The following is a 23,648-nucleotide window of genomic DNA, read 5'->3' on the forward strand; positions in this document are numbered from 1 at the left end:
CTCGTTACGGGTGCGGTCGTCTAAACCTATCGACGGTCGGGCGCTCGGTCATCACAACCGCGCTATCCTGGATGGGTTCGCCTCTTCCGGACGAACGTGGCCTACCCCGGTCGGATGCCGTCGTCGACGATGCGGGCGTTGCGCTCGCGGTTGATGCGCTCGTCTAGGTCCTCGTGGTCGTAAATCTGGGCGATGACGGCGGCGTGGAGGTCCCGCCAGGCCATCGCGTAGATGGGCGACTGGCCCCAGGCACGGAGTTCGACGACGTACTCGTCGTAGGCCTCCCAGCGCTGCTCGAACTGTTCGATGTGGTCGACGACGGCGCTGGCCGGCTCCTCGGAATCGAGGGCGGCGTTGAGTTCCCGCTCCCACCCGCCGACGGCCTGTTCCATGTCGCGTTTCGTGTCCTCGCTGTCCGGCGGTAGCGAGTCGACAATCCCAGCCGGAATCCCCAGTTCGATGTCTTCCATACCCCTGCCACACGGCTCGTCGATAATAAACCCCCGCGGTGGCCGAACATGTTCACCTCTAGTGGTTTGTGGGAGCAGCGTGTAGCGCAGGTATGGCCAGCGACGCACTGGAGCAGCGTCAGTCGACGACACCCGACCTGACGACTGTTGAGGCACGGTGTACCGGGCACGTCCGACGAGTCGTCGGCGAATCGTCGCTCTCGTTCACCTTCGAGGGCGACACGCTACGGGACTTCCTCGACGCGTTCTTCCGGGAGTACGACGTGAGTGACATGCTCATCGCCGAAACCGAAGCGGACGCTACCACGGAGGGCTGGGCTCCGGAGATGGCGGACCTACCGGGCGACTGGGAGAAAAACCCCGAGGGCGAACAGACCCGATGCTACGCGCGAGTGGCGGTCAACGGCGAGTTCAACGAACACCTCGACGGGCTGAACACGGAACTGGAAGCCGGCGACCGCGTCTCGCTGATGTTCCCGTTCATCTTCTGTTGCTGATACTGTCGGCTGTTCCGCCGGAACAGTCTACCCGCCGGCGACCGGCGGAAAGATACTGAGTTCGTCCCCGTCCGCCAGTGTCGTCTCTAACCCGTCGAGATGCGTGATGTCCGTGCCGTTGCGTAGAATCGTCAGGTACTCCCGCAGTTCGCCGTCCTCGAACAGGTCCATCCCGGGGAACTCCTCGGGGAGTTGGCGGAGCACGTCGCCGGCCTGCAGGCCGTCGTTGTCGTACTCGCGCTGGATCGTTTTCTGTCCCACGGCTTCCCGGAAGTTAGCGAAAAACCGCAGCTCGATTTCCATGTCGCTTCGTTGGCGACCGAGCGGCTTAAATCACAGCGCTCAGGACTGCGAGGCTGGACCGCGGCGCGGTTTGCTATCGTTGTATCCGATTTATCATGGACCTCGAATTCCTACCCGGCGGGAACGACGCCGACCCGTTTTAGGCCTGCTGTCCGTCACTCGACATATGGAACGCGTGGTCGCAAGCGATGATCCGATGATAGATGTCGACCGACTGCAGGCGGAACTTGACGCCGATGTCGTTGCCGCAGAGACGGGCACCGAGGACGCACTTCGGGACGCGGCCGCCGGTGCGGCGGCGCTCGTCGTGGACGTGAACACGCCGGTCACTGCCGCAGTCCTCGACGCGCTGGACGACCTCCGAATCGTTGCGAGAGCGGGGGTCGGTATCGACAACATCGACGTGCCGGCAGCGGCGGACAACGGCGTGACCGTCACAAACGTCCCCGAGTACTGCACCGACGAGGTCGCCACCCACACGGTGACGCTGCTGCTTGATTGTATTCGGACCGTCGCCGCCTACGACCGCGACGTTCGCGACGGCGGGTGGGGCTGGGAGCGGACCCGTCCGGTGCATCGCGTCCGCGACCGGACGCTCGGCCTCGTCTCCTTCGGCCCCATCGCCCAACGGGTGCGCGACCAGCTGCGGGGCTTCGACCTCGACGTGATCGCCTACGACCCATACGTCGACGCCGAGGAGATGGCCGACGCCGATGTCGAGAAGGTCACGCTGGAGGCGCTGTACGAGCGGGCCGACTACGTTTCGCTGCACGCGCCCCTGACCGAGGAGACGGCGGGGATGATAGACGCCGACGCGCTCGCGGCGATGCGCGACCACGCCGTCCTCGTCAACACCGGCCGCGGCGGCCTCGTCGACGAGGGGGCGCTCCGGGCGGCGCTTGCCGACGGGACGATTGCGGCCGCTGGCCTCGACGTACTGGCCGAGGAACCGCCGACGGCGGACCACCCGCTGGTCGGCCTGGACAACTGCATTGTCACGCCGCATGCGGCCTGGTACTCCGAGGAGGCCCGCGAGGACCTGAACGCTGCCGTCGCCGCGAATGTCGGGGCCGCGCTGGCCGGTGAGACGCCGCCGAACCGGATCGACCCGGACACGGACTGGCTGTAGCTGGACGGTTGCATCTGACTGTACACGCCAGTGAGACAAATACTAGGGAGCCGCCTTTGCTCAGCAACGAAGGAACTCTCGGCGCTGGTCGCCGAGGGCGCTCTGACCGGTGACTGCCGTCTTGATGTCACGAGCGAGATTCGAGAGATACGCGCGGGGGCCGGGGTCACACGTCCCAATGTGCCTGGCCTGCCGGTAGTCACAGCAGAGCGCGACCGGCAACAGCGGGGCGGCGAACAGCCCGGACAGTGTGACCCCCAACTGGAACGGGTGGCCGGCCGGGACGACCAGCCATGCCGCGGCCACGGCCGCCCAGAACACCACGCCGTAGATGACAGTGTGTCGCCAGTTGTGTACGGGGAGTCCGTACCCGGGCGAGGAAGCGTCGTCCGGCGCGTCGCCAGTGACTGGTCCACCGGGCGACTCGCCAGTAGATGGGGAAACAGGACAGGACATATTCTTTCGGTGGCCTTCCGTGCTAATCACAACTCGTTTGGCATGCGCCAAATGAGACCGTGCGTATAAGCCGCTCGACACGCAACGGGAGCATATGCGAGAGTTCATCTTCACCATCGATTACGAGCGCAACGTCGACCCCGTGATGGACGTGTTCATCGACTACCCGGAGACCCACTCTCGGACTATCGCGTGCAACGTCACAAAAGACGGGATGTGGCGGCTCGAACGGGTCGCCGGCCCTGAGGCAGCGCTTGAACAACTGGACGACGTGTACGACGACCCGGTCCAGTGTACCGAGTGCATCGGGACCCGCAACTGCAAAACCGACTGGACGTACGAAGTCATCGGCTCGGACCCGGGCGTCCGGACGGTGTACAGCTACCGGTCTGAAGCCGGCGACTGTCACTCGATTCCGCGGCTAGCCATCGACCACGTCGGCCGCGGCGTCCTCGTCGAGACCGAGCGCCGCGGCAGCCGGTGTGAGTGGCGACTGCTCCTCTGTAGCGACGCCGGCGTCGACGGACTGTTCGAGGAGATGGAGTCCGAACTTCGGGAGGGGCTCACCGTCGAGTTCCGACAGCTCAGCTCGCCGTCGTACTGGGTCGACGAGGCGGTGACGCTGGCGGAACTCCCGCCGGAGCAACAGGCCGCCGTCGAGGCCGCCGTCGAACACGGCTACTACCGGACGCCGCGGGACATCTCCCTTACCGACCTCGCCGAGACGCTCGACGTGTCGCGGTCGACGCTCCAGTACCGCCTCCAGCGGGCCGAAGCGTGGATCGTCCGGTCGTTTGTCACCCGGTCGATGGGGCCGGTCCAGGCCGACGAAGACGTGGCCGAGGGCGGCCGGCTCCGCATCGGTCGCTCGGGCGTGTAATCGTCGATAGAACGGATCTTAGGCGGTCGACCTGCTTTCGGCGCGAATCTTCTTGCCGATCCCGACGACAACAATCGACAGCACCGCGGCGACGACGAAAAACAGCACGTCGCCCCGTGTCACCAGAATCGGGTCGACCTGCGTCACTCGCACGCCGAACGCGTATTCGAGTGCCTGTCCGAGGCCGATGGTGATTGCGACCGCTGGAACAGCAGCGATACTCAGAACGATGAGCGGGAGCCGCGGAATTTGCTGGAGTATGCTGATAAACGGTGTCGCCGCATCATGCGTCGACAGCGCGACCAGCGACCCATACGCCAGCGTCTGCACGGCGAACACCACCGCAGTGTGGCGATTCAGGGCGGTGGACCAGCGTGGTTTCGCCATGTGTCGTAGTGATACGCAGATAACATAAGTGCGCTGCTCAGACGAATTTCGGCGTGTGCCAAACGAGTCCTCATGCAGGAAGCACCCCTACAATTGGGTACGACCGCGGGCGTCCCCACGCGCTCGCAGAGGCACACTATGACGACACGCAGCATCTACTCCCCCGACGAACGCGGTGACAGTGTGGACGAACAGGCCGAGTCCGAGGAGAGTACCGGCCACGCCTGCCCGGACTGTGGCGGGAGTCTCGTCACCGACGACAGTCGCGGCGAGACTGTCTGCGAGTCGTGTGGTCTCGTCGTCGACGAGGACGAGATCGACCACGGGCCGGAGTGGCGCGCCTTCGACAGCCAGGAGCGGGACGCCAAGCGCCGCGTCGGCGCGCCGACGACCGAGATGAAACACGACAAGGGCCTCTCGACGAACATCGGCTGGCAGAACAAGGACGCCTACGGCAATTCCCTGTCGACCCGCCAGCGCGAGAAGATGCAGCGGCTCCGGACCTGGGACGAGCGGTTCCGCACCCGCGACCACGCCGAGCGCAACCTCAAGCAGGCGCTTGGCGAAATCGACCGGATGGGCAGCGCGCTGGGCGTCCCCGAGAGCGCCCGCGAGACGGCAAGCGTCATCTACCGCCGCGCGCTGGACGAGGGCATGCTGCCCGGCCGCTCCATCGAAGGGATGGCGACCGCGGCGCTGTACGCCGCCGTAAGGCAGGCGAACCTCCCGCAGACGCTGGACGACATGGCCGTCGTCAGCCGCGTCGACGAGATGGAGTTCACCCGCGCGTACCGCTATCTCAACCGCGAACTCTCCTTGCAGGTCGGCCCGCCGGACCCAGCAACCTACCTCAGCAAGTTCGTCTCCGAACTCGACGCCGACGACGCGCTGGAACGCCAGGCCCGCGCCCTCATCGAGGCAGGGAAGGAAGCGAACGTCCACAGCGGCAAGAGTCCGGTCGGCCTCGCCGCCGCGGCCATCTACGCTGCCGGCCTGCTGCTCGGCGAGGAGATGACCCAGGAGACCGTCAGCGAAGCGACCGACATCAGCACCGTGACAATCCGCGAGCGCTACCGCGAACTGCTCGAAGCCGAAGCGGAACTCGACGACAGCGCCGTCGACGCGACGACCGGCGCTGAATCCGGCGCGAGCGCCTAAGCCGTCGCGCTGGCGCTCCCGTTCCCGTCTTATCTCCGTTTTCCGTCTTAGTTCCGCTCCCCGTCGAACTCCTCCAGCCACCCGCGCACAGCGTTCTGTACCGCGCCGGTCGTGCTCCCGACGTGGAGAATCTGATACCCTGACTCGGCCTTCTCGTTTACGTCGTCCATCCCGAAGCCGAGGCCGCCGACGGTGACATCCGCCTCGACGGCTGCTGAACGGACCGTCTCCACCGCGTCCTGTACCTCTGGATGCTCGATTTCGCCGGGGTGGCCAAGCGACACCGAGAGGTCAAAGGGTCCGATGAACACGAAGCCGAGGTCGGGCACGGCCAGAATATCCTCGATGTTCTCGACTGCCTCCTTCGTCTCGATTGTGGTCCCGACCAGCGTCTCCTCGTCCGAGGCCTCGATGTAGTTCTCACCGAGGCCCCAGCGACGCGCTCGGGGCGCGGCCAGTCCTCGGTCGCCCGCCTCGCCGTCGTACCGGAACCGGCCGGACTTGACCGCTTCACGCACTTCGTCGGCGGTTTCGACCCGCGGGAGGAAGACGTTCTTCACCCCCAGGTCCAGCGCCTTCCGCACCAGCGTCGGGTCCGTGTCCGGCAGGCGAACCAGTAGCTCCGTTCCGGTTCCGTCGGCCGCCCGCAGGAGGTTCTCGACGGTCGCCGCGTCCCACGGGTCCGGTCCGCCGTGTTCGAAGTCGAGCCAGATGAAATCGACGCCGAGGTCGCCGTAGAACTCTACCAGCGTCGGACTGTACGTGTTGTCGAGAACGCCCAGCGCGACGCCCCCGCTATCGACTGTCTTGCGGAGTCCGTTCGTCGGCAGTGGTTCGGCCATACCGTGTCAGTGAACTGTGATACCAATAAGCGTGGTGCGGAACCGGTTGGCCGGCACAGCTGCTTCGGCGGCAGCCCCTACTGCCCCGGCAGCGGACAGAGGCTCGCGGTCAAGACAGCAACCTCGTCGGTGTGATTGTGCGCGCCGTGGGCCTGCCCCCGCTCGTTCAGGACGACGCCCGGCGCGGCGATGGTCTCCTCGGTGTCGTCCTGCTGGACTGTGACCTCGCCGCGGATCACATGGAACACGTTCGTCGCCCCGCCGTGCTCGTGCGGGTCGATTGTCGCACCCGGTCCCAGCGCGAACGCCTTCACCAGCACGTCGTCGGTTACTGCCAGTTCCCCGTCGATGACTTTACCCTCTGCCGGCTCTGCGTCGAACTCGGACAAGCGGTCGAGTGTCATATCGGGTCGTCGGACGGGGCGTCCTTAGCCGTTCGGTTGCTAGGAGCCTTTGGTTCTGGGATAGATGTGTTATCTCACAGCCAGAAAGCCCCGACTGCCTGAACTCGGGGGACTCGCTGCGCGCTTCCTCGCTCCCGATGGTCGCTCGTGCAGTGCTTTCATCGTCCGCCGTCGTCCAGGCAGTCGCCCCTTTCAATCCCACCTCGTCGATGTTCGGTCAGCCGACACGGGAGGGACTGAAAGGGGCCGATACGCTCCGGGAACCCCGGCGACGGAAGCACCGCAGGGAGTGAAACGACCGAGGAGCGCAGCGAGCCGCGGGACCGGAGCGTATCGGGGGCTTTCTGGCTGTCAAAACATTCGTTCTCATCGCAGTACCGTCCCATATCTCACACATCTCCGAGCCGGAATGCGAGACTGTACATCGTCCCGGCTCGCTCGGAGCCGATAGCAGCCACCAGATCTTCAGCCATAGCAGCCAGTGGCTCCCCAAGGGAATCTGGAAGCGTCGCAGCGTACTCACGCACCACGTCGGCGTGGGCGTTCAGATGTGCCTCGGTCCAGGGAACAGGGTCCAGCAAGGTCGCTTTTCGCTCGATAGCCCAGCCGTGGTCGGCGAACACCGCGGCCAGCACAGCGGGCGGATAAAACGCCAGCGCCGGCCGACCGTCGACCACCCGCGCGGCGGCGTTCTCCAGCGCGAACAGTCGGGTGACGGCCGCATCGGCCGGCGGCACCGCGTAGTCGTCGACAACGAGACGCCCATCGGATTTCGCGACCCGCGTCAGTTCGGCCGCGACGGCGTCCAGATCAGCCGGTGGCAGGACGTTACAGAGTCCGTGGGCGGTGACGAGGTCGACGCTGTCGGTCGCAAGCGGCGTCGCCCGGAGGTCGGCCTCAACGACGACCAACCGGTCGGCGCTCCCGTCGCCGACGCGCTCCCGCACCGTCGCGGCGTGGTCGGCGTCGTTCGTCACCGCGTACACCCGCTTTGCGCCCGCGGCCAGCAGCCCGGCCGTCGTGTTCCCGACGCCGGCCCCGGCTTCGAGGCAGACTTGGCCCTCGACCTGCCGGTCGGCGAGGGCCGCGGTCACCGTCTCCGGAACGTCTGCGGCCACGCTTAGTGGTGCAGTTGCTCAGGTACCGGGCTGTCGTCGTGGCGTACTTCCTCAATGAGCGAGCGCTGGCGGGCCTCGTCCATTCCCTCAAAGCGGCTTGCGGCGTCGAGCACCATTTTGACGAGCTTCGGGTCGCCGGGGCTGACGACGGTATCGAGGCCCTGGGCGGCGGCGAAGTCGAACCGCTCGCGGATGGCCTCCGGCGTATCGACCGGCTCGTACCAGTTCGCGTACGGGCGGTCGGCCTCGGCCAGTTCGTCGGTCGACGGCCACGACCCCTTCGCGAACGCTTTGATGCCCAGCGTGCCGATTCCCTCCGACTCACAGCGTTCCAGCACGGCCTCGTAGTCGTACTCGCTATCGTCCTTGCCGGCAACGACGGGGTTCAGCGGGAACATCACCGTCTCTAGGTCGTCGATGCGGTCGATGGCGTCGAGGATGAGGTCAGGGTCGCCGTGGCTCGTTAGGCCGATGTGGTCTATTTTCCCCGCTGCCTTCGCCTCTCGTATCGCGTCCAGCGCGCCGCCGTCGGCGGTGATGGTGTCCAGTTCCTCCTCGTACTCTAGGCCGTGGATCTGGTAGAGGTCGATTGTGTCGATGCCCAGTCGGTCCAGTGACCGGTCGATCTTCCGGGCCGCGCCCTCGTACTCGCGCTCCTGTGTCTTGCAACCCAGGAAGATGTCCTCGCGGTACTGGCGGAGCTTCGGCCCAAGTTTCAGCTCCGCGTCGCCGTAGGTCGGTGCCACGTCGAAGTGATTGACGCCGTGGTCTAACACGAGTTCGACCATCTGGTTCGCCCCCTCCTGTTCGAGCCAGTTGAGTGCGATCGAGCCGAACGTCAGCACCGTGCTCTCCTGTCCAGTGTCGCCCAGCGCTCGGGTCTCCATACCGGGTGCATGGACCGGAGACCAATAACCGTTGGTCGATTACTGTGGTCGCGGCCAGCGGGTCGAACGAATCTATGTAGCCGAGGCCGAACCTGATCGGCCCTTCGATAGGGAAACTACCTGCAAGCGCCTCACCGACAGGCACAATCGATAAGGCCGTGCCACGGCGATAAATAATAATGATACATGCAGCCGGGCCGCTGTTGCGGATCGATCTGACTGCAGGCGAAACCGATACCGAGAACATCGACGGCGTACTCGAACAGTATCTCGGCGGCCGCGGCGTCGGCACACGGCTGGCCCACGAGCGGATTCCCTTCGACGTGGACCCGCTCAGCGCGGAGAACCGACTGGTGTTCTCGACTGGGCCGATGCAGGCCGCTCAGATGAGCTTCACCGGGCGGATGAACTGCACCGGTGTCTCGCCGCTGACCGACGGGCTGCTCTCGTCGAATGCCGGCGGCTTCATGTCCCGTAACTTCGCCGATACGGGGTACAGCGCCGTCGAACTCACCGGCGAAAGCGACGAACTCGTCATCGTCCACGTGCGTGACGACGGGGTCGAATTCGAGCCCGTCCCCGACCTCACCGGCGCAACCGTTCCCGAGACGCTGGACTATCTCGACGCCGAACACGGAATCGAGTCGGACCAGACGGCAGTCATCGGGCCGGCCGGCGAGAACGCGGTCCGGTTCGCCTCCATCATGACCAGCGCGGAGCGGGCCTTCGGCCGCGGCGGCCTCGGCGCGGTCATGGGCGCGAAAAACGTCAAGGGCGTCACGTTCGCCGGCGACTCCCCGCCGGACATCGAAATCCCGGCGATGCAGATGGACATTCACCGGGAGGCCGCCACGGAGGACCACATCATGAAACGGCAGGGAACCGTCTCGGTGATGGACCTCGCCAACGAGGTCAACGGCCTCCCCTCGTACTACTTCTCCGAACAGACCTTCGCCGGCGTCGAGGGCATCAACGGCGATGCTGTCGAATCGAAGAAGTACAAGAAGGGGACCTGCTCGGCGTGTGCCTTCGCCTGCAAGCTCCCGACGCGGGACGAAGAGCGCGGCGTCGAGACCGAGGGCCCGGAGTTCGAGGTGGCGATGGCTTTTGGCTCGAATTCCGGCGTCGACGACATCGTTGACGTGATGCAGTCCAATGAGCTCTGTGACCGCCTCGGGATGGACGCCATCTCAGCCGGCAACACTGTCGCGGCTTACCTCGCCAGCGAGGACGCCTTCGGCGACACCGACCTGATTCACGAGACCGTCGAGAAAATCGCCCACCGAGAGGGCATCGGCGACACGCTGGCGGAGGGCATCGACCGCTGTCACGACGACCTGGGGGTCGAGAACTGGACAGTCAAGGGGATGGACTTCGCCGCCCACGAGGGACGTGTCCTCCACGGTCAGGGACTCTCCTATGCCGTCGCCAACCGCGGCGCGGACCACATGTACGCGACGTTCTACTCTGTCGAGTACCCCCTCGTCCCCGACGACCAGGCGGTCGCGCCCGAGGGAACGCTCGGCAAAGCCGACGTGCTGGTCGAGCGGGAGAACCTGATGGCACTGAACGACAGCGGTGTCGTCTGCAAGTTCTCGCGGGACTTCATGACGCCCGAGCGCTACGCGGCCCTCTTCGACGCCGACTTCGAGGACCTGCTGGCGGTCGGCGCTCGAACCGTGACGCTCGAACGTCACTTCAACAACCAGCGCGGATTCGACCGAGGGGATGACACGCTCCCCTACGATCTCCCGTCGTTCGAGGGGGCGCTGGACGAATACTACGACGCGCGCGGCTGGTCCGACGACGGCACCGTCCCCGAGAGCGCGCTTCCGGTGTAGGTTCTCTCGGAATTTCTGTAGGTCGCTGTTCGGTCCAGTTCACCGTTCCCCGGGCATAGGCGTCGGTCAATAGCGGGCCTTGTTCGCTGAAAGAACATCGTCTCCGGCCACACCCTGTGAAAAACGAGTCGACAATCGTGTGCAGTACCTTTGTCGAGATTCTATCAGAACTGGGGCCGGAATCCTCGTACTCGGCCATCTTTTCCATGTCATGACTGTTCCATCCATACGCCGCAGTATCATTTCATCTGTGGCGGTTCAATCAAGGGGTCTCTTCGTCCGAGGGCGACGACCCTGAGTCTCCAACCTCCCGAGTGCGCTCTCCTTCGCCATCACAGGGGAGCGTCGCCGCCAGTCGCTCGGCGACCATCGGACTGACCAGGCCCGCCAGTTCCATCGCCTCCGTCTCGTGGTCGTCGAGATCCAGTACGCCCCGGAAAAACCACGAGACGGTCACGTACGTTTCGTGTAACTCCGCGGCTTCCTCACGTCCCGACTCGGTCAGTGTCACCCCGTCGTAGGGCTCATAGGAGACGAGATTCTCCTCCGCGAGTCGCTGACACATCTCCGTCACCGCCGCGGGCGACCGGTCAAGCATCTCTCCCAGCTCACCCGGTGCGACGGGCGGTTCGTCCCGATGCTGGGCGATATAGATCGCCAGCAGGTACTCCGGCGCTGTACTCATTACTCCGGTGAGTTCGTCCCGCCCCCGCCGCTCGCTGCGGGTTTGCCGTTTGTCGACTCCCCGGTCGCTCCCTCACCGGGCTCGAAGACCACTGCGTAGGCCCACGCCCACAGCCGAGCGCGCACACGCTGCGGGCGTTTACCCATCTGTTTCTCCCGGCGCTTCGGTATCGCTGTCAGAGATCATCGCCTTCGGCTCCCGTATTCGGTATCGGTATCTTCCATATGATTTAGGCCCGCCTAACAATATATAACGTCTACGGTTTTTAGGGTGCCCTAATCAATTCTATGGGGACAACTCAGGAACCACGGAACTGCCGCCTGGCAAGCAGATCTGTCCCACGACACACGAACTGGCTGTCGGGAGAACAATCGTCTCCGCTATCTCCCTTTGAACCTGCCGTCAGTCAGCATGATCAATTTGATATAGCGATATATAATTTATTTAGACAGCGCTTGGAATAGCTCCGGCTCATGAATGACCGACCAAACGAGAGTGCTACGCGGCTAAAACGTCGCTATTCGGTAAACTCGGTAATAGACTCAAACGAGTCGGTCGCCAGTTGTTCGGCGACGGCCCGTCTGTCGACATCCCTGATTTCCTGTGGATATTTCCGCTCGAAGTAGCTCACGATGTTCTCCACGTCACGCGTTAACAACTCACGCGCGTTTTCGTGATCGGTCGGGACGGCCTGGGGCCAGTCGAAGACGACGACGCCCTCGTTTGTGACGAAGACGTTGTACTCGCTCATGTCCGCGTGGACGTACCCCTCGCGGTAGGCCGTCTGCATCTCCTCAAGAACCAGGTCCAGAATCGGCAGCACCTGCTCCGATTCGAGTCTCGTCCGGGAGAGTTCGACGCCATCGATCTTCTCCATGACAATCGCGTGGCGGTTCGTATCGATGGGCTGGGGGACCGATACGTCCGGATACAGCGTTTCGAGGGCGTCGTACTCACGCTCTGCGGCCTTTCGGGCGGTGTAGAGCCACGAAACGTGGTCGCGGTCGGCGGTGTACTCCCGCTCTTTCATCACTTCGCGGAAGTTGGTGTACCCCTCGCGGTGGTACTTCAGAGCCACGGGTTTGTACGAATGGGCCTCGTACACGTCGCTCTCCTTGCCCACGCCAAGCGGCGACCCAACGCCGTCGATGGTGTCGCGCTCGGCAAACGTATGCAACGCGAGCGTGTCGTACCCCTCGAAGGTGAGTTTGAAGCCTTCGTACTGGATGGTCTTGCGTTCGACCAGCCCCCGGTCCGCACAGCGGTCGAGTCGGTAGTCGACATCCTCCGTCGTCAACCGGGAGAACTCGGTCAACTTCTCGCGGGCGACGTACTCCGAGAACCGCATTCCCTGTTCGACGCCGGAGAGCAGATGGAAATCCTCGGGTTCCAGCTCTGCCATCACTGAAGCCACGTTCTGGACCATTAGGTCCCTGTACTCGGCCGACTCGTAAAAGGCCGACGCGTTCGCTGGACAGTGGTATAAACCAATAATAACTATACTAAATCCGAATCTCGATAGCAGGCTAATCAAGTTACCGTTGGATTGTGGGCGACCCGACCGTGTTCAAATCGGCCGACCGGTGGAATAGTTCGATCTTTGGTCTGTGTACGGACGATCTATACTGATGCGAACACGTGGCTGGTGGCGCGGTAGTGAGCGGACGACAGCGGGACGCGATTTCGAGATGGTCCGGACGATCGTGACTTCAAGAATACTGAATTTTTGTTAGTTATGCAATTAATCAAAAGAACAACTATTTGTTGATGCTCGGCAGCCGAAACCGGTTCTAGGCCGATATTTTACGGAGTAAGGAATACTTTCACCCACATATTCACACATTTCTGTAGTGATATTATTGCCTGTATATTATTGCTGTACTGTCACTTCTGTCGCTTAAAGCCCGATTGAGTCACCGTGGGAACGGGTCTATCTACGACCGTCGAGGTGACATATCCGAACAAGACGGTAAGCTACACATCAGTTTGAAAATACATTCCTAACTAGACTGGCTGTATATGTAATGGGAGCATCATTTCACTTCAGATACCGACTCTGTTCTAAACTACTCTCTACTTTTGGCCCCCTGTGTCTAAGCGGGGTACGTGAGCAGACGAAACAGAGACCGGCTCAAAGATTCGCTTCGCTCGCTTGCTCTCCATCCCCGCGACCGACGGCTTGCATTTCCGGTTTTGTTCGCTGTCGGCACTGAAATTTACTTTTTTCTGACAATTACACTCAATTTCTCTCGGCCTCCGATGGCACCGGATGCTGGTATCTTCCAACACATCGGCTGGTATGTGACACAGGGTGGTCGGCTGTACGTCGATGCCTGGGAACCGAAGTTCCCGCTGTCCTACGAGACGACCGGGCTGCTGGCAATGTTGTCTGGCGGTGATATGTATCTCCTCCATCTGCTCAGCGTGTTGCTGATGATCGGGTCGGTGTGTGCAATCGTTGGACTCGTCGTGATACTCGTCTACGACATCACTGGTGACGATACCGCTGCGGCACTGGCCGGCCTCTCGTTGTTCCTGTTACCGGGATTCGCCGTCCGGCCGGCGTATGGATTCAAAGCGAAATATCTACTCGTTCTCTGTGGCTTACTGGCGATCTATCTGTACACGCGCGGGTACCCGGCACTGAGCGGCGTGGCTGCGGCAGCCAGCGTGGGATACTGGCAAGCCGGGGTTATTTTCCCACTGCTAGTGGTCGGTCTGGCGATCCAGCAGCGCGATATGCGGGCGCTTGAGCGTGTAGTCGCTGGCGGGCTTGGGTTTACCGTCGTCATGTTGATGCCGGTCTTTTTCGTCTGGCACTCAGCCCTGGAAATGGCCGTTCAGGTGCTCCTCGTGCCGCTAACAACGGATGAATACACCTCGTTGTTTGCTCGACTTGTCGCCGGCGTCGTTCACTTCAAGTGGGCGTCGCCGTTCGTTTTGCTCGGCGGACTCGGCCTCGCTCACACCGCCCGATGTTGGTTCAGGAGCAGCGACGGCGTTGTCGGGCGAACCGACTGGTGGATCCCGGTCGGTGCCGCGTGGTTCGCGTTTCTCATATTTTTCGTCGATTTCGAGACCGGCGGCTACACTGACCTTATTCCGGGACTCCCCTTCGTCGCAATCGGTATCGGTATCGCCGCAGCAGCGCTTCGTGATCGGCGACGGAAGCAGTTTCTCGGGAGCGCACTCGCACTCGTTCTCGTCGTGAACGTCGTGTTCCTCGGCAGCGTCGGCGCTATCTTCACACCTGTCGACACGCCGGGACCTGTGCCGATGTCGGACCTCGAAACTCACGACCTCCCGCAGGCCTACGACGAGGCCGAGCCAGTCCCCGATGTCCGGTATCTCTACTGGCAACAGATAGAGCCCTCGACGTGTCACTACCGGCTTTCGGTGATGGAATTACGATGGCTCGACAGTATCGGCTCGACAACCGAGAGTCGCTGTGTCGACTTCGGAACCGCTAGAGCCCGGCTCGCTGGCGGGTAGCGCTTAGGACTCCGTGGAGTCGTAGTCGGAGAGCGACGTTTGTGTCGTGTCTACTGAGCCCGTAATGATGTATGGAACGATGATGTAGAAGAACTGGGCAATCAACACCAGCAAGATCGGACCCAGGAAGATGCCGTAGAAGCCAAACGCGATCGGCCCGAGGATGTACGCGAACATCAACAGGCCGACGTGGGTCAGGTCACCGCTGACGTACGGTCGGATCAGGAAATCCGGGATCGTATCGACGACGACCAGCGTGACGACGAGGAAGAGAGCGACCCAGGCGAGGGCGGCCGTCTGTCCCGTGACGATAGCGGAGACCGCAAGCAGTGCAGCGACGGGGAGGTACACGATTTTCATTCCGACGACGGGAATGAGGCTGCCGATACCGGTCAGCGCGCCGACGAGCGGCGCAAACGGGATCTGTACCGAGCCGGGAGCGATCAGATTGTACAGCGTGAACACGAAAATCCCGATGACGCCCGTCACGAGCGCGTTCAGGATGTTCCCGAACAGGATCGAGGAGAGTTCGTCGTCGACGACCGCCGCGAACTCGCGGAGAATACCCGATCCGTCGAAGGTGTCAAGGAACCAGCCGACGAGCCGCGGCCCGTCGGTAAGCAGGTAGTACGTGCCGGCGAGCATGATGAACACGCGAAGCAGCAGTGATGTCAGCAGACTCAGTGAGCCGAAGAGTGTATCTGAGACGCGTCCCAGCCACGACTGGACTGTCGCGTTTTGCAACACATCGATCAACTCGGCCGGCCCCATCGTCAGCAACTCGCTGAGGCCGATGTCGGCCAGTGGTCCCGGCAGCGATCCGCCCTGAAGCGCCTGAAACTGAGAGAGGTACGTCGAGGCCAGGCCGCCTTCGCCGAAAAACGCCTGTAACTCGGGGATAACGAGGAATACCGTATAGCTGACTAGCACCACGAACGGCAAGAGAAAGAAGAAAATCGTCGCGGCCGCGTGGATCTGTTTCTGGTAGGGTACGGGCCGCTTCAGGAACGACTCGGGCAACGGGAGCTTCCCGAGCCGCCGATAGATCGGTCGGCTGGCGTAGTACAGGAAGACGGTAAACACGAGCGTCGGGAGGAACTGGGACAGGACGAGCCCGACCATGATGAGGAGTACCACGCCCGCGAGGGCAAGGAGGGCGCGCCGTCCGAGGTCGGTACTGTATTCCATATGTTTTCAACACAACATATGGATAAAAAATAAAACCACCGGTCGGGACGATGATTTCCCAGCGGACGGGCAGTACGGAGCGCTTCCGTGCTATCTGCGACGGTTACAGCCCTTCGAACTGCGCAATCTTCTTCCGCCAGTCTTCGGGAATGGAGCGCGAGGACTCCGTGTCGCGGTCGTAGGTGACGACGGTCGTCTCCCCGGTCGCGGCCACGCCGTCGTCGGTCCGAACCTCGTACTCGAAGGGGAAGCTCTTCTCGCCCAGGCGTGGGACCCGGACGGCGACGGCTACGGTATCGCTGATCTGGACCGGCTGGAGGTAGTCGACCTCCAGATTGGCGATGACGATACCGGTGCCGGACTCACTGCCCGAGAGCAACGCGTCGTCGCTGCCGACAACGTCCTCTAAGTAGTCGATGCGGGCCTCCTCGAAGTAGGTCGCGTACGTCGCGTTGTTGACGTGGCCGTACGTGTCGATATCCGTGTACCGGACTTCGACCTCGGTCGTGTACTCGAAGCTCATGCCAGCAGCTCCGCATGTTTCTGTTTGAGCTTCTCGATCTTCGGCGGGATGGTCAGCTGGCAGTAGCTCTGGTTCGGGTTCTTCTCGAAGTAGTCCTGATGATACTCCTCGGCGGGATAGAACGTCTCCAGTGGCTCGACTTCGGTGACGATGTCGCTGTCGTAGCCGGGCTGGATCTCCTCGATGAGTGCCTCAACGGTCTCGCGCTGGCTCTCGTCGTGGTAGAACACGGCCGAGCGGTACTGGGTCCCCACGTCGTTGCCCTGGCGGTCCTTCGTCGTCGGGTTGTGCGTCGTGAAGAAGACGGCAAGCAGGTCCTCGTAGCTCACCACGTCGGGGTCGTAGGTGAGCTGGACGCACTCGGCGTGGCCCGTCTCCTCGCGGCAGACCGCCTCGTAGCTGGGGTCGGCGACGTGGCCGCCGGCGTAGCCAGAAACGACCTCGGTCACGCCATCGACCTGCTTGAACACCGATTCCGTACACCAGAAACAGCCGCCCGCGAGTGTCGCTTGTTCGGTCATCACCGGACGTACGTGCCCGGCGTACAAAACTCACTGGCTGTGTCCGGTCCGAGCGGGAACGGCTACCGGTCGACCTCACCCATGATGGTGTCGAGACTCCCCAACGTCGCCACAAGGTCGGGGACGAACTCGCCGCGGACCATCTCCGAAAGTGCCTGGACGTGCGAGAAGGAGGGACCGCGGATCTTGAACCGCGCGGGGGAGTCTGTTCCGTCCGAGCGGATGTAAATGCCGAGTTCGCCTTTCGCGGCCTCAACGGCGCGATAGATTTCGGCGTCGGGGTCGGGCCGAAGGGTGCGGGGGACGTTGGCCTGAATTTCGCGGTCGTCCTCGGGCCAGTCCTCCAGCAGGTCGACGCACTGACCGATAATTTTCGCGGATTCCTCTACCTCGCGCAGGCGCACGAGCAGGCGAGCGAAGTTGTCGCCGTCCCGCTCAGTGACGACCGACCAGTCGAGTTCGTCGTAGTAGCCGTAGGAGTCGTCCCGGCGGAGGTCGTAGTCGACGCCGGAGGCCCGTGCAACCGGGCCGGTACAGCCGTAGGCCTTCGCAGTCTCGGCCGAGAGGTGACCCGTGTCGACCGTCCGGAGCTGGAGGATTTCGTTGCTGGTCAGCATGTCGTGGTACTCGGCGAGCTTGTGGGGGAGGTCGTCGAGGAACGAGCGTATCTTCTCGAAGAACGCCGCCCGCGGGTCGGGCAGGTCCCAGGCGACCCCGCCCAGCCGCAGATAGTTGAACATCAGCCGCTGGCCGGTGAGGTCTTCGAGGATGTCCTGGACCAGTTCGCGGTCCCGAACCCCCCACTGGAAGGTCGCGGTGAACTCGCCGACCACGTCCAGGGCATAGGTCGCGACTGCGAGCATATGCGAGAGGATGCGCGATAGCTCGCCGCCCATCGTCCGGATGACCTGCGCGTATTCGGGCACCTCGATGCCGGCGAGGTCCTCGGCCGCGCGGGCGTAGGCCCACTCGTTCAGCAGCCCGGCCCCACCCCAGTCCCAGCGGTCCGGGTAGGGCATTATCTGGTGGCGGTAGGTTCCTTGCTGGCACATCTGCTCCTCACACCGGTGGATGTAGCCGATGTCGGGGTCGACGGCTGCCACCTGCTCGCCGTCCAGTCGGACGTTCAGGTGGAGGACCCCGTGGGTCGAGGGGTGGTGTGGCCCCATGTTGAGGTGCATCGTCTCCGGTCCCTCACGGTGGTCTTCGAGTAGTCGCTCGTGTTCGCGGAAGGAGACGATCTGTGGCTGGTCCTGATTGTAGTCCCGGCTCAGCGGGTGGCCCTGCCACGTCTCGGGCAGGAGAATGCGCCGCAGATCCGGGTGGTCCTCGTACTCGATACCGACCAAGTCGTAGGCCTCCCGCTCGTGCCACGCCGCGGTCGGGTACACCGGTGCGGCCGACTCGCTGCTCGGTGCGTCTCTGGGTGTCGGAACGACGACAGAGAGTTCCTGTGTCGGGTCGGCGTAGCGCCGCAGGTGATAGATGGTCTCGAAGCGGTCGGCGTACTCCTGAGCCGTGACGCAGGCACAGTGGTCCAGCCCGGCCTCACTCCGGAGCGTCGAGAGGACTGCCTGTACCTCGTCCGCGCGGATAACGACGGCCGGGGCGTTCTCGTGGCTGTCCGTTGTGAGGACGTGGTCGGCAATCGGTTCGACGAGCGGATGGATGTCGTCGGTGCGGTAGACTGTCCGGGCCATCTCCGTGGCCGCGCGTTCGCCGTCCGCGTTCCTCGACTTATCCCCTCACGGCCGAGGTTATTTTAAAAAACCGACTGGAACTGTCCGGTGTGAAATACGTCACGCTCTCGCTGTGGATGGGTCCCGAAATACGCCACCCGATGCACCAGTTCGTGATGGACCACGACGGCTACGAGGCGAGCTATCTCCTCCGGTGGAACGACATGGGTGCCGCGGTCCAGACCCTGCTCTTTCACGTCGACGGCTGGCCGGTCGAACCGTACCGGGAGGCCCTGGACCACGCCCCGAGGGTTCAGGAGTACGCCATCTCACCCTGTCCCGACGACTCCTTTTACCTGTACGTACGCGGCCGGCCGACCGACGCCGACACGGACCTCATCGACGCGTTCACACGAGTCGGCCTGGTCATCGTCTCGCCGGTCGCCTACCGCGCCGACGGCACGGCCGAACTCACGCTGGTCGGTCCCGGCGGGACGGTCCAGCAGGCCGTCGAGACAGTGCCAGATAGCGTCTCCGTCGACGTTCGCGAGGTCGGCGAGTACGACAGCCGGCGGCTCGATACCGGGGCGGCGCTCACTGACCGTCAGTTCGAGGCCGTCGCCGCTGCCGTCGACTGTGGTTACTACGGCGACCCCCGCGAGGGTAGCGTCGACGAAGTCGCCGACGAACTCGGCTGTGCGCCCGGGACTGCCGCCCAGCACCTCCGGAAGGCCGAGGCTCGCGTGATGGCTGACCTGCTCGAACAGCGGAACTCGTCGGTGTAGGGTCTGCTGTGTCAGGACAGGGGAACCATTTGTATTCGAATCAAAACGTACCCGGGACTGACCAGCGACGCGAGCCCGCAATTCATATCGTATCGCCTCACCAAGGTCGGGTATGTCACTGGCCGACCTGGAGTGGCGCGTCATCGGCGAGGAAACGCGGCCCGGGCCGATGACGATGGGGCTGGAAGCGGCGGCCGCCGAAACCGTCGCCGCGGGCGGTCCGGCGACGGTGCGGGTGTACACTTGGCCCGACACGCTGTCGCTTGGCTACGGACAGGACCCCGACACTATCGACTGGGCGTTCTGCGACCGCGAGGACATCGGGGTGACGCGCCGACCCACCGGCGGCGGGGCGATATATCACGACAGCGTGGCTGACATCTCCTACGGTATCATCGCGCCGGCCGAGGCCGTGCCGGGCGACCTGATGGCGTGTTACGAACAGTTCTGCGAGCCGGTTCTGGCGGCGTTCGAGCGCATGGGCGTCGACGCGTCGTTCGCTGACGACGAGCGCGAGGCGGTCCACCAGCCGGCCTGTTACCTGCGGCAACTCCATCCGGCCCACGACATCGTCGGGCCGGACGGCCGCAAACTCAGCGGGAACGCCCAGTACCGCCAGAAAGACGCCGTCATCCAGCACGGCTCCGTCTCCGTTTCGCTACGCCCGGAGCGCCATTGGGGCTGTTTCATCGCCGACCCCGATGTCGAACGGTTCACCGAGCGCGTCGGGGCGATAGACGAGTATGCCGACATCGACCGCGACGAAGTCGTCGAAACGCTGCGCTCGACGCTGGCAGAGTGGGTCGACGCCGACGCGGGCGAGTGGTCGGACGACGAACTGGCTCGCGCACGCGAACACGCGAACGAGAAATATGCCGCCGACGAGTGGGTCCGTCGGTCGCCGTAACTGGATTCTATACCGCAGTATGCGGCCCGGCTCGCTCGCTACTCTGAGAGGGCAATCGGCGGTTCCACGGGCGTGTCGATGCCCTCCCGGTCGAAGGCGGCCAGCGTCCGCTCGGTCACGTCGGAGGTGAAGGCGAACTCGTCGCGCAGATCGGCGACGTAAGCTTTTCGGCGAACCGTCCGGTAGTACGTGCCGTCTTCGACACGGACGACGGCCGGGTGGTCGTCGTCAAGCAGCGTGGCCGGGTCGACGCCGTCGGGGCGCTGTTCCGCAGCCGACTGGGACTCACTCATGGACTCGCGCCTCGGGCCATGCGGTGTGTCTTGGGTGGGTGACATATTAGCTGTGCCCGAAACGGTTGGGTGGGATGAACCTGTGTCTGAAACGACGCCACTGTTTTGTGGCGGCTCGACCCAGTGATGATATGGTCTCATCCCCCGCTGATGAGGACCCCTCCAGCGGTCCGGCGACGGACGGCAGTGTCGCACAGCTCTCAGAGGACGAACTGTATGCGATTGTCCGGGTAGCAACCGAAGACGCGGTGCTTGGCGCGCTCGGCACGCTCATGCTGGTCGGTATCGGCGTTTTTCTCATCGCAGCGGGTACGTCGCTGTTCTTTGCGCTGTCACCGCTGCCATCGGTTGTCGGCGTCGTACTCATCGCCTATGGTGCGTATCTCGCGCTATCGAGCCTCCGCATCATCCCGCCCGCTCGCGAGTGGGTCTGACTCCGGAACCTCTTTTGTCGGTCACCCCCCACCCGTGTGCATGGTACGAGTCGGCGCACACACCTCTATCGCCGGCGGCGTCTACAACGCCGTCGAAGAGCAAGTCGAGTACAGCGGCAACTGCGGGCAGATCTTCTCCCATTCGCCGCAGGTCTGGCAGGACCCCAACATCGACGACGACGAGGCTGCGCAGTTCCGCGTTCTCACCGACGAACACGACGTTGGGCCGTGGGTCATCCACTCGTCGTACCTGGTGAACCTCTGTACGCCCAAAGACGACCTCCGTGAGAAGTCGCTGGACTCCATGCAAAAGGAGGTCGACGCCGCCGCGAAGCTCGGCATCGAGTACGTCAACGTTCATCTCGGGGCCCACACCGGCGCGGGCGTCGACGGCGGCCTGGACAACGCGGCTGGCGTTCTGGACGACCTTGACATCCCCGAGGGCGTCACCGTGCTGGTCGAGTCCGACGCCGGGAGTGGGACGAAGCTCGGCGGCCAGTTCGAGCACTTGGCGACGGTCCGGGAGCGCACCGACCAAGACATCGAGTTCTGTCTCGACACGGCCCACATGTTCGCCGCGGGTTACGACCTCTCGACGCCCGAGGCCGTCGACGAGACGCTCGCAGCGTTCGACGAGGTCGTCGGCTTCGAGGACCTGGCCTGTGTCCACCTCAACGATTCGAAACACGAGTGCGGGACGAACAAGGACGAACACGCCCACATCGGCGAGGGCCACATCGGCGAGGACGGCATGCGGGCGTTCGTCAACCACGACGCTATCCGCGACGTGCCGCTGGTACTCGAAACACCGACCGAGGACGGCAAGAGCTTCGCCTGGAACATCGAGCGCGTCAAGGAACTCCGCGGCGAGTAGTAGCCACCACCGAACTAGACTGTCCGAGTTCTCGATGGTACATCCTGCCAAACGGTGAGCGAGCGCGTTCGACCGCGGTATTTTTGGGGGCGACTCGACACTGAACACCTGTGCGCAGGTTCTCCGCCGACTACCTCGAAACCACTCGCCGAGGGATGTGGGGTGACTCCCGCGAGGCGCTTTCGGACCTCCAACTGGACGAGTGCGAGCGCGTCCTCGATGTGGGCTGTGGGACCGGCGAATTGACCCGCGTCCTCCGCGAGGAGACCGACGGAACGGTCGTCGGACTTGACGCCGATACGGACCTGCTTTCCGCCGCCGGCGACCCGACCGTCTGCGGGGACGCGACACGGCTCCCGTTTACCGACGACAGCTTCGACCTCGTGGTGTGTCAGGCGCTACTCATCAATCTGCCCGATCCCGAGGACGCGGTCCGGGAGTTCGCCCGCGTCGCCACCGACCGGGTGGCCGCTATCGAGCCGAACAACGCCGCCGTCACCGTCGAGTCGACCGTCGACGCTGAGCCGGTGCTGGCACGCCGCGCCCGCCGGCTGTTCCTCGATGGCGTCCGGACGGATGTCACCCTCGGCAGCGACGCCGCTGACGTGTTCCGCGACGCGGGGCTGGCCGTCGTCTCGACGACGCAATACGACCAGGAACAGCGCATCGAGCCGCCCTACGACGACGCGGCGATGCAAGCGGCCCAGCGGAAAGCCACTGGGTCCGGGCTGGCCCACGACCGCGACACGATTCTCAACGGCGAGACGACGCTAGACGAGTATGACGCGCTCCGGGAGCGCTGGCGGTCGATGGGCCGGGACGTAATCGAGCAGATGCAGGACGAGTCGTACGAACGCCGCGAGACGGTCCCGTTCTTCGTCACTGTCGGGGCGGTTCCGTGACGCGCTCGTGCCCGGCTTCGGGGAGCAGATAGCCCGCGAGTCCGTACATTGCGATGTCCAGCAGGCTAACGAGCAGTCCGACGACGCCGCCGACGACAGCGGCCACACCGACCCCGATGAGAAGCACCAGCAGCACTGCCTGCAGTCGGACCCCGCCGCTCTGGAGTGTCGGCACGAGCGCCACTGCGAACAGTCCCAGCAGGAACGCGACGCCCGCGACACTCCCGGCAGCGGTCCCGTGGAGCGCGAGCGTGCTGACTCCGGCCGAATCGAGCGACACCCGGCCGTGAACCCAGCGGACCGCGAGAACGAACAGCGCCCAGAGATAACAGAAGACGGCGACACCGACGAGCGTGTTCAGTCCGGCGAGCAGGTCGGCGAGGCCGCCGCTCGCGTGGGCGGCGAGGACGCCGAGTAGGACGAACAGGGCGGTGTCGAACGTCGCGAGCGTCCACGTCACGAGCGAGACCGGTCGCGTCTCGACCCGTTCCGCGTCGCGCGTTGGCTCGGTCATTGTCTCGCTTTCGGTCATCCGCTCATGCCGGTCTTCAGCCATGTGCGAGGACCTCCGCGAGGATGACGATACCCAGGAGGACGGCCGCCGTCGCGCCGTAGGCCCGCGAAAGCGTTCGCCGCAGAGCGGGGGACAGGTCGACGGACGTGCCTTCGCGGTCGCTGGCCTGCACGAGGAGGAGCGTGCGCACGACCGATCCGCCGACGAGGGCAACGACGATGAGAAGTTTCACGAGCAGGGTCTGTCCCCAGTCGGTTCCGGGACCCGGTGGCCCGAGCGCGCCGAGGTTGCCGACGCCGGTGAACACGAGCACACCGACGCCGCCCCAGAACAGCCACTCGAACTGTTTTGCGGGCGCGAGCGAGGCGATAGCGCCGCTCCGATAGCTGTACCAAAGAACGGTCGTGCCGCCGACGAGGACCGCCATCGCAAGCACGTGGAGGGTCCGAATCGGGAGGGCTGCCATAGCTGTCGGTTCA

The 23,648-nt window shown here is 63.9% G+C and carries 29 protein-coding genes; 11 read left to right on the top strand and 18 right to left on the bottom strand.

Translation table 11 applies throughout. The features are described from left to right. Positions 1 to 101: 101 nt before the first annotated feature. Positions 102 to 470, bottom strand: coding sequence for a hypothetical protein (locus tag Harman_RS11070; RefSeq protein WP_137683862.1), 369 nt, complete (start codon positions 468 to 470; stop codon positions 102 to 104). Between the two features lie 92 nt (positions 471 to 562). Here Harman_RS11070 and Harman_RS11075 point away from each other — a divergent pair, with 92 nt between their 5' ends. Beyond that, positions 563 to 967 (top strand): MoaD/ThiS family protein, encoded by a 405-nt coding sequence (locus Harman_RS11075; RefSeq protein ID WP_137683863.1) that lies wholly within the window; start codon positions 563 to 565, stop codon positions 965 to 967. A 27-nt stretch (positions 968 to 994) separates the two neighbouring features. On the opposite strand, the gene Harman_RS11080 is transcribed toward Harman_RS11075, so the two are convergent. Then, entirely contained in the window at positions 995 to 1,270 is a 276-nt protein-coding gene (locus Harman_RS11080) for a ubiquitin-like small modifier protein 1 (RefSeq protein WP_137683864.1), read from the bottom strand. Positions 1,271 to 1,436: 166 nt separating this feature from the next. On the opposite strand from Harman_RS11080, the gene Harman_RS11085 reads away from it, so the two are divergent. Continuing rightward, positions 1,437 to 2,399, top strand: a complete 963-nt coding sequence (locus Harman_RS11085; RefSeq protein WP_137683865.1) for a C-terminal binding protein — start codon at positions 1,437 to 1,439, stop codon at positions 2,397 to 2,399. 60 nt (positions 2,400 to 2,459) lie between these two features. Here the strand turns inward: Harman_RS11085 and Harman_RS11090 are convergent, their stop codons facing one another. Further along, positions 2,460 to 2,855 carry a hypothetical protein gene (locus Harman_RS11090; protein ID WP_137683866.1) on the bottom strand — a complete coding sequence of 132 codons (396 nt, stop codon included), beginning with the start codon at positions 2,853 to 2,855 and terminating at the stop codon, positions 2,460 to 2,462. 94 nt (positions 2,856 to 2,949) lie between these two features. Between Harman_RS11090 and Harman_RS11095 the strand changes: the two genes are divergently transcribed. Continuing rightward, positions 2,950 to 3,735, top strand: a complete 786-nt coding sequence (locus Harman_RS11095; RefSeq protein ID WP_137683867.1) for a helix-turn-helix domain-containing protein — start codon at positions 2,950 to 2,952, stop codon at positions 3,733 to 3,735. Positions 3,736 to 3,753: 18 nt separating this feature from the next. Here the strand turns inward: Harman_RS11095 and Harman_RS11100 are convergent, their stop codons facing one another. Continuing rightward, entirely contained in the window at positions 3,754 to 4,122 is a 369-nt protein-coding gene (locus tag Harman_RS11100; protein ID WP_137683868.1) for a hypothetical protein, read from the bottom strand. A gap of 138 nt (positions 4,123 to 4,260) precedes the next feature. Between Harman_RS11100 and Harman_RS11105 the strand changes: the two genes are divergently transcribed. Beyond that, positions 4,261 to 5,280 (top strand): transcription initiation factor IIB, encoded by a 1,020-nt coding sequence (locus Harman_RS11105; protein WP_137683869.1) that lies wholly within the window; start codon positions 4,261 to 4,263, stop codon positions 5,278 to 5,280. A gap of 47 nt (positions 5,281 to 5,327) precedes the next feature. On the opposite strand, the gene Harman_RS11110 is transcribed toward Harman_RS11105, so the two are convergent. The 4 genes from Harman_RS11110 to Harman_RS11130 form a co-directional block, all read right to left on the bottom strand. Next, entirely contained in the window at positions 5,328 to 6,122 is a 795-nt protein-coding gene (locus Harman_RS11110; RefSeq protein WP_137683870.1) for an HpcH/HpaI aldolase family protein, read from the bottom strand. Positions 6,123 to 6,199: 77 nt separating this feature from the next. Then, positions 6,200 to 6,526: a cupin domain-containing protein gene (locus Harman_RS11115; protein WP_137683871.1), complete on the bottom strand. Its 327-nt coding sequence runs from the start codon at positions 6,524 to 6,526 to the stop codon at positions 6,200 to 6,202. A 389-nt stretch (positions 6,527 to 6,915) separates the two neighbouring features. Beyond that, a complete protein-coding gene (locus tag Harman_RS11125; protein WP_137683873.1) occupies positions 6,916 to 7,644 on the bottom strand; it encodes a class I SAM-dependent methyltransferase in 729 nt (242 codons plus the stop codon). A 2-nt stretch (positions 7,645 to 7,646) separates the two neighbouring features. Further along, a complete protein-coding gene (locus Harman_RS11130; RefSeq protein WP_137683874.1) occupies positions 7,647 to 8,531 on the bottom strand; it encodes an aldo/keto reductase in 885 nt (294 codons plus the stop codon). 179 nt (positions 8,532 to 8,710) lie between these two features. Here Harman_RS11130 and Harman_RS11135 point away from each other — a divergent pair, with 179 nt between their 5' ends. Continuing rightward, a complete protein-coding gene (locus tag Harman_RS11135) occupies positions 8,711 to 10,372 on the top strand; it encodes an aldehyde ferredoxin oxidoreductase family protein (RefSeq protein ID WP_137683875.1) in 1,662 nt (553 codons plus the stop codon). A gap of 262 nt (positions 10,373 to 10,634) precedes the next feature. On the opposite strand, the gene Harman_RS11140 is transcribed toward Harman_RS11135, so the two are convergent. From Harman_RS11140 to Harman_RS11145, 3 genes are all read right to left on the bottom strand, one after another. After that, on the bottom strand, positions 10,635 to 11,057 hold the full coding sequence (locus Harman_RS11140) for a metal-dependent transcriptional regulator (protein WP_137683876.1): 423 nt from the start codon (positions 11,055 to 11,057) through the stop codon (positions 10,635 to 10,637). Continuing rightward, the gene (locus Harman_RS21235; RefSeq protein WP_160140681.1) at positions 11,057 to 11,203 is read right to left on the bottom strand and encodes a hypothetical protein; all 147 of its coding nucleotides are present in this window, start codon (positions 11,201 to 11,203) and stop codon (positions 11,057 to 11,059) included. The genes Harman_RS11140 and Harman_RS21235 overlap by 1 nt, the downstream gene beginning before the upstream one ends. A gap of 371 nt (positions 11,204 to 11,574) precedes the next feature. After that, complete coding sequence (locus tag Harman_RS11145) at positions 11,575 to 12,483, bottom strand: serine/threonine-protein kinase RIO2 (RefSeq protein ID WP_137683877.1); 909 nt, start codon at positions 12,481 to 12,483, stop codon at positions 11,575 to 11,577. Between the two features lie 833 nt (positions 12,484 to 13,316). On the opposite strand from Harman_RS11145, the gene Harman_RS11150 reads away from it, so the two are divergent. Further along, on the top strand, positions 13,317 to 14,549 hold the full coding sequence (locus Harman_RS11150; RefSeq protein WP_137683878.1) for a DolP-mannose mannosyltransferase: 1,233 nt from the start codon (positions 13,317 to 13,319) through the stop codon (positions 14,547 to 14,549). A gap of 3 nt (positions 14,550 to 14,552) precedes the next feature. Here Harman_RS11150 and Harman_RS11155 read toward each other — a convergent pair whose 3' ends face one another. The 4 genes from Harman_RS11155 to Harman_RS11170 form a co-directional block, all read right to left on the bottom strand. Next, positions 14,553 to 15,737, bottom strand: coding sequence for an AI-2E family transporter (locus Harman_RS11155; protein ID WP_137683879.1), 1,185 nt, complete (start codon positions 15,735 to 15,737; stop codon positions 14,553 to 14,555). Between the two features lie 103 nt (positions 15,738 to 15,840). After that, positions 15,841 to 16,260 (bottom strand): acyl-CoA thioesterase, encoded by a 420-nt coding sequence (locus tag Harman_RS11160; protein WP_137683880.1) that lies wholly within the window; start codon positions 16,258 to 16,260, stop codon positions 15,841 to 15,843. After that, positions 16,257 to 16,781: a peptide-methionine (S)-S-oxide reductase MsrA gene (gene msrA, locus Harman_RS11165; RefSeq protein ID WP_137683881.1), complete on the bottom strand. Its 525-nt coding sequence runs from the start codon at positions 16,779 to 16,781 to the stop codon at positions 16,257 to 16,259. Before msrA ends, Harman_RS11160 begins: the two co-directional genes overlap by 4 nt. A 62-nt stretch (positions 16,782 to 16,843) precedes the next feature. Then, positions 16,844 to 18,481 (bottom strand): NADH-quinone oxidoreductase subunit D, encoded by a 1,638-nt coding sequence (locus tag Harman_RS11170; RefSeq protein WP_137683882.1) that lies wholly within the window; start codon positions 18,479 to 18,481, stop codon positions 16,844 to 16,846. A gap of 89 nt (positions 18,482 to 18,570) precedes the next feature. Here Harman_RS11170 and Harman_RS11175 point away from each other — a divergent pair, with 89 nt between their 5' ends. Then, a complete protein-coding gene (locus Harman_RS11175; RefSeq protein WP_137683883.1) occupies positions 18,571 to 19,245 on the top strand; it encodes a helix-turn-helix domain-containing protein in 675 nt (224 codons plus the stop codon). A 112-nt stretch (positions 19,246 to 19,357) separates the two neighbouring features. After that, positions 19,358 to 20,152 (top strand): lipoate--protein ligase family protein, encoded by a 795-nt coding sequence (locus tag Harman_RS11180; RefSeq protein WP_137683884.1) that lies wholly within the window; start codon positions 19,358 to 19,360, stop codon positions 20,150 to 20,152. Positions 20,153 to 20,190: 38 nt separating this feature from the next. On the opposite strand, the gene Harman_RS11185 is transcribed toward Harman_RS11180, so the two are convergent. Further along, entirely contained in the window at positions 20,191 to 20,445 is a 255-nt protein-coding gene (locus Harman_RS11185; protein WP_137683885.1) for a hypothetical protein, read from the bottom strand. Between the two features lie 131 nt (positions 20,446 to 20,576). Here Harman_RS11185 and Harman_RS11190 point away from each other — a divergent pair, with 131 nt between their 5' ends. From Harman_RS11190 to Harman_RS11200, 3 genes are all read left to right on the top strand, one after another. After that, positions 20,577 to 20,879, top strand: a complete 303-nt coding sequence (locus tag Harman_RS11190) for a hypothetical protein (protein WP_137683886.1) — start codon at positions 20,577 to 20,579, stop codon at positions 20,877 to 20,879. Between the two features lie 40 nt (positions 20,880 to 20,919). After that, positions 20,920 to 21,753: a deoxyribonuclease IV gene (locus Harman_RS11195; RefSeq protein WP_137683887.1), complete on the top strand. Its 834-nt coding sequence runs from the start codon at positions 20,920 to 20,922 to the stop codon at positions 21,751 to 21,753. A 155-nt stretch (positions 21,754 to 21,908) separates the two neighbouring features. Beyond that, positions 21,909 to 22,655 (top strand): class I SAM-dependent methyltransferase, encoded by a 747-nt coding sequence (locus Harman_RS11200; protein WP_137684047.1) that lies wholly within the window; start codon positions 21,909 to 21,911, stop codon positions 22,653 to 22,655. On the opposite strand, the gene Harman_RS11205 is transcribed toward Harman_RS11200, so the two are convergent. Both Harman_RS11205 and Harman_RS11210 read right to left on the bottom strand, forming a co-directional pair. Beyond that, a complete protein-coding gene (locus tag Harman_RS11205) occupies positions 22,633 to 23,211 on the bottom strand; it encodes a hypothetical protein (RefSeq protein ID WP_137683888.1) in 579 nt (192 codons plus the stop codon). The two genes, Harman_RS11200 and Harman_RS11205, sit on opposite strands and share 23 nt — an antisense overlap. Further along, positions 23,204 to 23,635, bottom strand: a complete 432-nt coding sequence (locus Harman_RS11210) for a CopD family protein (RefSeq protein ID WP_137683889.1) — start codon at positions 23,633 to 23,635, stop codon at positions 23,204 to 23,206. The genes Harman_RS11205 and Harman_RS11210 overlap by 8 nt, the downstream gene beginning before the upstream one ends. Positions 23,636 to 23,648: the final 13 nt, after the last annotated feature.

Source organism: Haloarcula mannanilytica, assembly GCF_005406125.1.
Classification (GTDB): Archaea; Halobacteriota; Halobacteria; order Halobacteriales; family Haloarculaceae; genus Haloarcula; species Haloarcula mannanilytica.